General features: G+C 57.9%; 7 protein-coding genes and 5 pseudogenes. 6 read left to right on the forward strand and 6 right to left on the reverse strand.

From position 1 onward, the window contains the following. Nucleotides 1–278: 278 nt before the first annotated feature. Entirely contained in the window at nucleotides 279–968 is a 690-nt protein-coding gene (locus tag NKH23_RS33790; RefSeq protein ID WP_353036673.1) for a methyltransferase, read from the reverse strand. Nucleotides 969–1,147: 179 nt separating this feature from the next. Between NKH23_RS33790 and NKH23_RS33795 the strand changes: the two genes are divergently transcribed. Further along, nucleotides 1,148–1,819, forward strand: coding sequence for a hypothetical protein (locus tag NKH23_RS33795; protein ID WP_353036675.1), 672 nt, complete (start codon nucleotides 1,148–1,150; stop codon nucleotides 1,817–1,819). A gap of 133 nt (nucleotides 1,820–1,952) precedes the next feature. Here the strand turns inward: NKH23_RS33795 and NKH23_RS33800 are convergent, their stop codons facing one another. The 4 genes and pseudogenes from NKH23_RS33800 to NKH23_RS33815 all read right to left on the reverse strand — a co-directional run bounded on the left by NKH23_RS33800 (nucleotide 1,953) and on the right by NKH23_RS33815 (nucleotide 4,634). Beyond that, nucleotides 1,953–2,465: a hypothetical protein gene (locus NKH23_RS33800; protein WP_353036677.1), complete on the reverse strand. Its 513-nt coding sequence runs from the start codon at nucleotides 2,463–2,465 to the stop codon at nucleotides 1,953–1,955. Beyond that, nucleotides 2,434–2,721 carry a hypothetical protein gene (locus NKH23_RS33805; RefSeq protein WP_353036679.1) on the reverse strand — a complete coding sequence of 96 codons (288 nt, stop codon included), beginning with the start codon at nucleotides 2,719–2,721 and terminating at the stop codon, nucleotides 2,434–2,436. The genes NKH23_RS33800 and NKH23_RS33805 overlap by 32 nt, the downstream gene beginning before the upstream one ends. A gap of 275 nt (nucleotides 2,722–2,996) precedes the next feature. Continuing rightward, nucleotides 2,997–3,265 (reverse strand): annotated as a pseudogene (locus NKH23_RS33810) (IS110 family transposase); the annotation flags it as partial. Nucleotides 3,266–3,275: 10 nt separating this feature from the next. Then, complete coding sequence (locus NKH23_RS33815; RefSeq protein WP_353036681.1) at nucleotides 3,276–4,634, reverse strand: LLM class flavin-dependent oxidoreductase; 1,359 nt, start codon at nucleotides 4,632–4,634, stop codon at nucleotides 3,276–3,278. A 257-nt stretch (nucleotides 4,635–4,891) separates the two neighbouring features. On the opposite strand from NKH23_RS33815, the pseudogene NKH23_RS34770 reads away from it, so the two are divergent. From NKH23_RS34770 to NKH23_RS33830, 3 genes and pseudogenes are all read left to right on the forward strand, one after another. Next, nucleotides 4,892–5,303: pseudogene (locus NKH23_RS34770) on the forward strand (hypothetical protein); the annotation flags it as partial. A 238-nt stretch (nucleotides 5,304–5,541) separates the two neighbouring features. Beyond that, a complete protein-coding gene (locus NKH23_RS33825; protein ID WP_353036685.1) occupies nucleotides 5,542–6,090 on the forward strand; it encodes a flavin reductase family protein in 549 nt (182 codons plus the stop codon). Between the two features lie 345 nt (nucleotides 6,091–6,435). After that, nucleotides 6,436–7,152: pseudogene (locus NKH23_RS33830) on the forward strand (site-specific integrase); the annotation flags it as partial. A gap of 13 nt (nucleotides 7,153–7,165) precedes the next feature. Here the strand turns inward: NKH23_RS33830 and NKH23_RS33835 are convergent. After that, nucleotides 7,166–7,324 (reverse strand): annotated as a pseudogene (locus tag NKH23_RS33835) (transposase); the annotation flags it as partial. Nucleotides 7,325–7,334: 10 nt separating this feature from the next. Here NKH23_RS33835 and NKH23_RS33840 point away from each other — a divergent pair. Both NKH23_RS33840 and NKH23_RS33845 read left to right on the forward strand, forming a co-directional pair. Next, nucleotides 7,335–7,575 (forward strand): annotated as a pseudogene (locus NKH23_RS33840) (IS110 family transposase); the annotation flags it as partial. 781 nt (nucleotides 7,576–8,356) lie between these two features. Then, nucleotides 8,357–9,364: a Gfo/Idh/MocA family protein gene (locus tag NKH23_RS33845; RefSeq protein WP_353036687.1), complete on the forward strand. Its 1,008-nt coding sequence runs from the start codon at nucleotides 8,357–8,359 to the stop codon at nucleotides 9,362–9,364. Nucleotides 9,365–9,517: the final 153 nt, after the last annotated feature.

The following is a 9,517-nucleotide window of genomic DNA, read 5'->3' on the forward strand; positions in this document are numbered from 1 at the left end:
CGTCAATGTATCGCTTGCCGTCTTGGTCAAATATGAACATACCCTCGCCTCTGACAGCAACAGGAAGATGGCGTTTGGGAATTCGATGGAAAACGCTGCTCATTAACTTGTCCTTCCAAACTGTGAGCCATGAAAAGCTAATCCACAACAATTTTGCTAGTATATCGATCGCCAGTCCGTCATGCGGTGCCTGGCATTCGCTTAGCGGCGCCCATCACGAGAACGTTTTATAATCACACAAGATCTAGGTACGAGAATCGTAAATGATATCCCAAACATCACTCACCGTGATGCGGCCAAATCTCATACACGTGAACATTGATCATGCCATCAGGCGTAATTTTCCGTTTCGCGATCAGCCTATACCGCAGATCTAAGTGGGCCAACTTGTTCATGATCATGCACTCATTTCGCGACACATTGTAACCTAATATCATAGTGCCATTTGTCGCTAGATATTTTTCCGACTCAAGGAGGAACTTCTGCAGTAGCGTCCCGCCTGGATCGAAACTGCTGTACTCGATCATGCTGGAGTATTCAAAATCCTCTGGAACACGAGTGGACGGCAAATGGGACACGATATAGTCAAAACGTTCATTTTGATCAACACTCTCATAGAGATCGCTTCGAATGCTTGTGACATTAGTAAGCCCGTTTCGGCGAGCGTTAGCTAGCGTGTTGGTAACAGCGTTCGGATTTACGTCGGTGGCAAGCACGTGGGACGCGCCATTCTTAGCCAAGAATAGTGCCGTCAGGCCGCATCCGCATCCGATCTCAAGAACGCGTTTTCCGGTCGTTGAGGGCACATTCTCAGTCACCCAACGGCCGGTAACATTATTATCGTCGTCCCAAAAAACACCCTTGTGCACCTCTATATCCAAGCCAAGGCAATTTGTATACTTTGGAAACTCGTCCTGTTGACTTTCCGCTAGGCGCTTTCTCACGTACGACACCCTATCAATATCCATGTGAGATCCTCCTATTAGTAAGAAATCCTAGAGAGATATAACCGCTGAGAGCGATTTTTAGTGTGAATTCTTCATGTAGTTTTCCTTGCATGGATATGAAACGTCGCCGGGGCCGCAATCGGGGCAGATTTCCGGGCGGTGGGGTTTGCAGGCGCGTGCGTTCGTGATTCACCCTTTGCGTGACGCTACCACCGACTGATTCGCCTGAAGGCCTGTCGCTTGCGGAACTCCGCGGGCTGGTTTCTGCGCTGATCGGCGAAGTGCGCGGTCTTCAAGGCCGGGTCGAGAGCCTTGAGATCGACAACCAGGCGCTACGCGCCGAGAACAAGACCCTGAAGGATGAGATCGCCCGGCTGAAGGACCTGCCGCCGCGTCCCCCGGTCACGCCGACCAAGGAGAAGGCGACGCAGCCGACATCTGGCAAGGACAAGCGCCGCCGGCGCGGCGCCAAGCGCGATGGCGGTCGCGTGAGCCGCACGGTGGCGGTTGCGGTGAGCGCACCCGCGGGCCCTCGCTTCAAGGGGTATGAGACGATCCTGGTGCGCGATCTGGCGTTGTCGGCCGAGGTGGTGCGCTATCGCCGCGAGCGCTGGGTGACACCGACCGGCGAAACGATGGTGGCGCCCTTGCCGGCGGGGATCATCGGCGGCTGGGGCGCGAACCTGCGCCGCTTCATTCTGGCCTGCCACATTCAAGGCCAGGTGACGACGGAGCGGTTGACGGCGTTGTTGACCGGGATCGGGGTCGACATTTCGAAGCGCCAGGTGGTGGGGCTGATTTCGGAGGGCCTGGAGGCCTTCGCGGCGGAGGACCGTGACGTGCTGCGCGCCGCCCTGGATCACCGTCGATGATACGGTCGGCGCGCCACGTCCACCAGGACGGCTACACCACCCAGATCGGCGATCGCCGCTTCACCGCGTTCCGCACCGGACGATCGAAGTCACGGGAGGCGTTCCTGGCGACGCTGCGTGCCGGGCACAGCGATTACTTCATCAATGAAGAGGCCGTGGCCAATGCGGCCGCAACCTCGCCGGTCCGGCGATCACGCGGCTGGCGGCTGCGCCGCGCAAGGCATTTGCCGACAGCGCCGCATGGCAGGCGCATCTGGCGGCGCTGGGCCTTGACCAGCTTGCGGTTGAGTCCAACCCAGTCAGGATCGCCACCGAAGGGGCGATGTGGGGGGCGATACGCCACCACGGCTTTCTCGCCGATACCGTCATCGTATCCGATGATGTCGGCCAGTTCCGCATTGGCGAGCATGCGCTGTGCTGGGTCCACGCCGAACGGCTCGTCCACAAATTGATACCCGTGACCCCGGATCAACGTCAGGCCGTCGACATCATGCGCCAGTTGATCTGGTGGTTCTATCGCGACCTCAAGAACTACCAGCGTGCTCCTTGTCCGCGCCGCGCGGCGGCCCTGCGCGCCCGCTTCGAGCGCCTGTTCAAACGACGAACCGGCTACGTCATGCTCGACCGGCTTCTTGCCAGGCTGCATCGCGCAAGCATGAACTCCTGCGCGTTCTCGATCGTCCCGAGATTGCGCGCCCGGAACCATTGGACCCAGGCACTGTCCTTTTGGAAGAGGAGAAAGCGCCAGGGCAACTGTGCCGCACGCGGGCATTGCCAGCGCGTGCCAGCCCCTTCTCGCGGCGGCGTTTGACGCTCTCGTCCGGCGACCCCGTCAGTCCGGTATAGCGCGCCACGGCGCGGCGATCGCGCAAGCCGCGTGACAGGAACTCGTGGACCAGCATGTCGGCGGTCTCGACGCCGATCCCGATCCGCGGATCCGCGCCAGCAGACGCACCATCGCGTGCGGGCCGCTCGCCGCAGCAGCCGGAGCGGCGGCCAGCAGGCAACCTGCTCGATGGCGCGGATCTGCTCGCGCACGAGCTGGAGCCGCTCCAGAAAGCGGTAAAGCTCGGCGCGGGTGTTGTCCGGCAGCGGCGTCCCCTCCGGTGTGCGGATGCTGGCGAGCCTGGCCGCCACGCTGCGGAAGCTCAGCCGCAAGCTGCGGATGCCGAACGCCCGTCTTGCGGGTGACGGCTTCGCTAATCGCCTCTGCGTCGGCGGCGTCCGTCTTGCCCCGTTTTACGAAGGGCTTCACTAAATCGGCGGGATCAAACGCACGTCGTGACCGAGCGCCGCGATCTCGCGCGCCCAATAATGCGAACCGCCGCACGCCTCCAAACCAACCAGACACGGCGGAAGCTTTTCGAAAAAGCGCAGCAGCTCGGCTCGAGCCGCAGTTTGGGTCGCAGTAGCGGGTTCAGAGGCCCTACTGCCGCGCCGACAGATTGGGCAGTTTTCACGCGCGTCCGCTTACACTTGGCTGCGTGAGTCGATTGAGTGATCGCTTGAGACCGAGGTTCTCTCTGAGAGTTTCTCCGAAGTATCCGGATCTGAATCTTCCTCGCCGGCGCAACTCTGGAAGGACCAGTTCAACAAAATCCTTGAGTCCGCCAGGAACGGTTGCCGGCAATATGTTGAATCCGTCAGCCGCATGTTGATCAAATGCATCAACCATGGTGTCTACAATTTCATCCGGCGTCCCAACAACCAGCCGATGGCCACGGCAATCCGATACCAGGCGGATTAGTTCTCTCCAGGTAAATTTCTGGCTTGCGGCCAAGTCGAGTAGCACTCTCTGACGACTCTGGATTAAATTGGTCTGCGGCAAAGCCTCGGGGACTAATGAGTCAAGGTTAATTGAACGCAGGTCGGTGACAGACCCCAGCCAAAGAGAGGCCTCCTCAAATAAAACATCAATATGGGTATATGATTGTAGTCTTTGAAGCTTCTCAGACGCTTCTTGCTTAGTCTTACCAACAATCGGGATAATGCCCGACATAACGAGTACCTGATCGTCCTCTCGTCCAAGTGCGCGCGCTTTCTCTTTAAGAGTAGTGTAGTATTGTTTACCGCCCTCTAAAGAGGGCTGGGCGGTGTACACGACGTCACTGACCTCTGCTGCGAGCGTAATTCCGGCATCGGACGCGCCAGCCTGAACCAGCACGGGGTAGCCTTGCGGCGGTCTCGAAATGTTGAGTGGCCCTCTGACTGAAAATTGGTTCCCTCGGTGGTTAAGCAGATGCACCTTCGTAGCATCAGCGTAAATACCACTTTCCTTGTCCCGGATGAAAACGTCGTCCTCCCACGTATCCCAAAGACCTTTGACGACTTCTACGAATTCCTTCGCTCGAGCGTAGCGCGTGTCATGATCTGGAAGTTCCTTTTCACCAAAATTATTGGCTTCGAAGTTACTTGCGGAGGTGACAATGTTCCAGGCTGCGCGCCCTCGCGACAAATGGTCAAGTGATGCGAACATGCGTGCAAGATGATAAGGTTGGTAATACGTCGTCGTCGCTGTCGCGACTAGGCCGATGTTCTGTGTTCTCGATGAAAGCGCCGACAGTAGTGTAATAGGCTCGAACCCTTCGATACCACTCACACGGGCTATGGCTGCGTGATCGCCTATCACGCCTTGATGATCGGCGAGAAACACGAGGTGGAACGCCGCGCCTTCGGCAAGTGCTGCTAGTTCAGCATATTGGTCGACATCAACTCCGCGGTTCGCTGGCGTGTTTGGATCGCGCCATGCACCTGGGTGGTATCCCGCCCCCCGAGTGAGATATAGCCCGAGCTTCATTTCATCATTGCGTCGCATACCGGATCTCCGTTCAATTGGACTGCCCTCGCGCAACGGGTTCGGCTGTTCGTGCACGTTGACGAGAGAGACTACCAGGAGGCAGACAAAGCTTGTTAAGTGCTTAAGTGCGCCTTCTTGGTCTTCTGAGTGTAAATCGGCCTACCCCCTTTCAGCCTTGCCTAAGCTCATACTGCGTTGATACCATATCGATGGTTTTCGGTTTTTAAAAATTATGTAAGGAATTATTATAGTCTTGTGACAGTTGGAATATCTGTTCGCTGCTGCAAGCATTCATGGCTCTCGATGACGTGCAGACCGTCAATAACGACCCGGAGGGTCGAGATCGTTCGCCGCTCCATCGAAGCTCCAGTGCGGCAAATCGCCGAGAACGCTGAGCGGAAGAATCGATCGTTGCCGGCAAGCGGCGCCAGAAGCCCGAATTTTTCCCATGGCCGCAATGCGCAGACGGTCGAATTCGACGCTCTCTTCTCGATGGGCGTTATCGACCTCCGCCAAGGTCGTCCGCACCGCGCTGCAGGGTACGGCTCGATCGCTGGCCTGCTTGTCACTACCGAAGCGATGATCGCAGAAGTCGAGATGTCGCGTGAGAGTCCGATGCATCGCTGTCGGATTTGTCGGCTCCGCGACGAGATTGTTCGGTATCCTCCACGACGCACACTCACTTAACGTTTCGAAGAGCCCGGGAAAATATGCGCCACAGTTGCTGGCACGATTTTTGGTTCTCTCGAGCGAGGTGCTAGCAACCTGGTGACCGCAAGTGCTCACAATGGTCTGCGTCCCGTGAAGTCACGTTTTGATGTGCTCGAAAGGGCACCAGCGTTGGGTTGCTCCGATTTTGGCGCGCTTGAGAGCGGGATGCATTTGGGCGAGGTCGGAAAGAGGATTGAACGAAGGAGACACCGAGATGACCGCACAATCTTACCCAAGCACCTCCGACGAGGAGCCCGCCACCAGCCGTCTTGCTAGCCCTGCGGCCGACGCCGAAGGGCTGAAGCGCGCTCTGCGCGCGCTGGGCGGCGGCGTCAGTATCGTAACGGCAGGTGAGGGAGAGACTCGCACGGGAGCGACGGTGACGTCGGCGACCGCACTCTCGATCGAGCCGCCGCGCATGTTCGTTTCCCTCAACCGATCCTCCTCAACATGGCCCGTCGTCGAGCAATACCGGAACTTCTGCATCAACGTGGTGGGCCAAAACCATGAGACGCTCGCAAACCAGTTCGCCGGACGGAGTGGGTTGACGGGACCAGAACGTTACCGCGGTGCTGCATGGACCTGCCTCCTGAGCGGAGCACCGGTCCTTGAGGATGCAGCGGCGGCCATCGACTGCGAGGTGGAGGAGGCGATCATCCGCTACAACCATTCTATCGTCATCGGCAAGGTCGTCGGTATACGCATCGGCAATGGCGGTTCATTGATATACCGCGATGGACGGTATCATTCTCTTGGTGACTAGACGGAACTACTTGGCCCGACGCACCACCAAGCTATTCAAGACGAAGGCAGCCGAAGATATGTGCTGTCGCTGCGAACGAGCACACTGGCCTTACGGAATCTGGATGCCAGCAATTGACGGACGTGGTCAAATCGGTTTTGAACGCGGAAAGATTTGCCGTCTTGCTATTTGGGAGGTCGTGACTTGGTCAGGGTCGCCAGAGCACCGGGTGCCATCACCGATTTGCGGTACGGATAGTGGTGAATGCAACTGCAAACGGAAAGGCTTGGTTTTCCACATTGCCGGAGGAAGATGCCCTGGAACTCGTCTACTCCCGTGGGTTTGGAGCACGACAGGAGCAAAGCGATGGTCGAGTTGAGCCTTCTTGGCCGGCGCATGATCGAGGACATGACGATCCGCAATCTGTCGCCGGCCACCCAGCGATCCTACGTGCATGCGGTGGCGAAGTTTTCGCGCTACTTTGGCCGCTCCCCTGACCGGCTCGGTCTGGAGGACGTCCGCGCCTTCCAGGTACATCTGGTCTCGACGGGGATTTCGTGGGCGGCGTTGAACCAGACGGTGTGAGCGCTGCGGTTCTTCTATGGCGTGACGTTGGACCATGCCGAGATCCCGGAGCGGATCGTCTCTGCCCGCCTTACCACGGACGCTGCCGGTGGTGTTGAGCGCCGATGAGGTGGTCAGGTTCCTGGAAGCGGTCCCGAGCCTGAAGACGCGCACGGCCCCTGACGACAGCCTACGCTGCTGGTCTTCGCGCCTCGGAGACCGTCGGGTTGAAGGTCGGTGACATCGACAGCGGTCGCGGCGTGATCCGGGTCGAGCACGGCAAGGGCGGCAAGAACCGCACCGTGATGCTGTCGCCGCAGCTTCTGCGTATCCTGCGGGTCTACTGGCGGCTGGCGAAGCCGCAGGGCTGGTTGTTTCCCGGCCGCGGCGCCGATCGCCCTATCGACGTGCAGGTGTTGTATTCGGCCTGTCGTTCGGCGCGTGCGGGCCGCCGGCATCGACAAGCGGGTGACAGTCCACAGGATGCCAAACGCCGGAGACGCGGAAAAGCTCGAAAGCGCTTGAGCTAGCAGCCGTGGAAGAACCGGCCTTCCTGGTTGACGTGCAGCGGGTCATCGGTGGCGTCGAGATCGAGCACGATCTCGCCCGGCGACTTGTCGTGGGCCTCCAGGAACAGGTCGACGAACAGAGCTTCGATCGCCGGCGTGTCGTGGCCGATCTTGTGGTAGCGGCCTTGCTTCTCTCCGGCGCGATACCAGTCCGGTGAAACCGACATACCGGGCAGAGTCAGCCGCTGGGGCGACGAACTCGCTCGTCTCCGAGACAGCACATTCGCTGCTCGTGTGCTCGAGGAAATGGTCGAGCTTGAACATCGCCAAACGCTGCGGCATGGCGCGAGCCCGCGTGGCGCTAGCCTGCAAGCTGGCTGTCATCCTGCACCGCATGTGGGCCGACGGAACCGAATTCCGCTTTGGAAAGGAAGCCGGCGGTCCCGCATCGACATCAAATATGACAAGGAACAAAGGGACAAATACGAACACATATAGTCGTTCGCCCGAGAGGGCAATCCGGATCGTTCCCGTGGGAACGGTGGGCAAGGCGATCTCGTTAGCAGGCACGATCCTGGGCGAGTTCTCCAAGGTCGTTCAACAGATTGAGATGCCTCGCGAGTGACCGCGGGCGACTTGATCCGGAAAAATAACAGGAAATGCTTGACTTCATCGACCCCAATCAGAGAAGCCTGCTAGACGAGGTGCTGCAGGCTTGTTCTCGAGTTCCGCGAGGAAGTCACCTCCGACAGGGATGAAGAGCCTTCATAGAGGCCGGTTGTGTAGAGCGGATTGGACTCTCGCTCCCTCAAAGCAGAACGGCCAGACACTCCCACGGGCCGTCGGCCTGCTGTCGAAGGAAAAGCTGCTTGGTCGGCGACACATGCCGGCGCACTCGGATCGGTCAGGTGCAACGCGACAAACAAGCCGACGGGGAGACGGTAGCGGTGTCTAATAGCCTCTGGAGGGCCCTGGTGATGTTTCATATCCACGCAAGGAAAACTACACAAAGAATTCACGCTGAAAATCGCTCTTAGCGGTTATCATCTTCCTAGCGGAGTTCCCGATTCCCTCTGGCACCTTATCGGCTGCCATCTTTGAACTGCTTTGTTGACGGTACGGCTGAGCAGGCTGGCTGCCCCCCTGGGAGACCGCTCGATCAATCGTGCGGTGTGGACGCGAAGATTCAGACCAAGCACTGGAGGAGTGTATCCGTGAAAAAGGTTGCATTGATCGACACAGCGCATTGGCACGTCCCGCTCTATATCGATGCGTTGGAGAAATCTGGCGTCGAAATTATAGGCATCTCTGATCCGACGGATACCACCGGGCCCGCTCTCGCTCGAAAATTCGGAACGGCATGCTTTGCAACCTGCGAACAGCTTCTTGCGCACGAGCGCCCTGAATTGGCATTCGTCTTCGGCAGGCACATCGACATGCCGAGGACAGCCAATCTGCTGCTCGACCACGGCGTCCCATTCGCAATGGAAAAACCCTGCGGAATTAGGGCTGCAGATGTTCAACAGTTGGCTCTGAAGGCAGCTCAAAAGCAAGCATTCGTAGCGATACCTTTTGTCTTCCGCCTGAGTGACACAATGAAGGTCATTCAAGGTGGAGAGGAACCAGTCAGGGTCGACCACGCCAGCTTCAGGTTTATTGCCGGACCGCCAAGCCGCTATCTGCGAGCAGGCAATCCTTGGATGCTGGAGCGCGACATCGCAGGCGGGGGACCATTGATCAATGTTGGTGTGCACATGATCGACCTGTTCCAAACTTTAAGTTGCAGCAAAATCGTAGCTGTGTCCGCTTTTTCCACAGCGCTCATCAACAACTTATCGATCGAAGATTTCATTACCGTTGCACTTCAATGTGCATCCGGGGCTATCGGTACAATTGAGTGTGGGTACACATTCCCCAGCGCTTCTGGTCAGCAACGTGAGTTTACGTTTTCTGTTCGTGCCGGCAATCACTTCTTTCGCTCCGCTGATAAGGGGATCGAAGTTATCAGGGACGGAGTGAATGGAATTGAGCACGAATTTGTGCCTGCTGAGTTCGAAACCGACTTGTACTACGCCGATTTTGTCCGACACGTGCTCAAGGCACTGCAGGATGACAGCTTAGCCATTGCAGATTTCCGGGACGCAGCAGCCGTACTACAGCTGGTAGAAGCGGCTTACAGGTCGGCCTCTGAAGGAGGCCGGACAATACAATTATCGCACTAAGCGAAATGCGGAGTGCGTTTTCACAATCACAACAAGTCGAGGAGAGCTTGATGAGCAGCGTTTTCCATCGAATTCCCAAACGCCATCTTCCTGTTGCTGTCAGAGGCGAGGGTATGTTCATATTTGACCAAGACGGCAAGCGATACATTGACG

Origin of the sequence: Mesorhizobium sp. M1328 (assembly GCF_040318075.1) — a bacterium.
GTDB lineage: Bacteria > Pseudomonadota > Alphaproteobacteria > Rhizobiales > Rhizobiaceae > Mesorhizobium.

Coding starts and splice junctions, on each gene's coding strand:
- NKH23_RS33790 (WP_353036673.1), bottom strand. CDS start 968: ATGGATATTGATAGGGTGTCGTACGTGAGAAAGCGCCTAGCGGAAAGT.
- NKH23_RS33800 (WP_353036677.1), bottom strand. CDS start 2,465: ATGCAGCCTGGCAAGAAGCCGGTCGAGCATGACGTAGCCGGTTCGTCG.
- NKH23_RS33805 (WP_353036679.1), bottom strand. CDS start 2,721: ATGCTGGTCCACGAGTTCCTGTCACGCGGCTTGCGCGATCGCCGCGCC.
- NKH23_RS33815 (WP_353036681.1), bottom strand. CDS start 4,634: ATGCGACGCAATGATGAAATGAAGCTCGGGCTATATCTCACTCGGGGG.
- NKH23_RS33825 (WP_353036685.1), top strand. CDS start 5,542: ATGACCGCACAATCTTACCCAAGCACCTCCGACGAGGAGCCCGCCACC.